The sequence below is a fragment of the Dellaglioa sp. CoH-57-MRSF-19 genome, from assembly GCF_056781975.1.
Genome location: NZ_JBXAXW010000081.1, coordinates 1 through 588 on the forward strand (window position 1 = coordinate 1; position 588 = coordinate 588).

Sequence of the window (588 nt, forward strand, 5' to 3'; positions counted from 1 at the left end):
GATGACACGCTGGTCGTCGTCCAGACGTTCCGTCCGGATAACCGTGGCATTGCCGATGCCAACCGCATGGCCGCGTTTCTGAAAAGTCACGGCATCTGGGCCGAGGTGTATTCGGACATCGGTGAGGACGTGCTAATCCGGGAAGGTGACTTGATGAAGTTCTCGGACCTCGTGCCCGAAATGCGAGAGCGATTCGGATGATTACCACGTCCTACATCCTTATCACGGCCACGGTGCTAACTCTAAATGGCCGACCCGCGTTTCGGATGCGGGACGAACCGGTTGCTGATTCCGGTCCTTACACGACACAAGTCGAGTGCGAGGGCGCAGCTCAGGCCCTCAATCAGTTTATGCCACCGCCATCGGTGGACGCTGCTGGTAAATACGTAGAGCAGAAAGAGGTTTACTGCAAGCCTCAAAAGGGTTATACTGATACCAGTAACAGTAAAGTGGTTCGTGCGAGTGGTAGACCGGCACACCATGTTGCGCCGATCAAACACCCGACACACAAACGTAGTAAAAAGGCAGTTGACAAGAGGCGAAGCCGTTGATAAACTTCAGTCTCGTTGTTCTAGTGTTGTACTGAGT

At 53.7% G+C, this 588-nt stretch carries 1 protein-coding gene; it reads left to right on the forward strand.

The window, feature by feature from the left end:
- On the forward strand, positions 1-201 hold a 201-nt coding region (locus AC1RO3_RS08315), incomplete at its 5' end, for a hypothetical protein (RefSeq protein WP_481763976.1).
- Between the last annotated feature and the right edge of the window lie 387 nt (positions 202-588).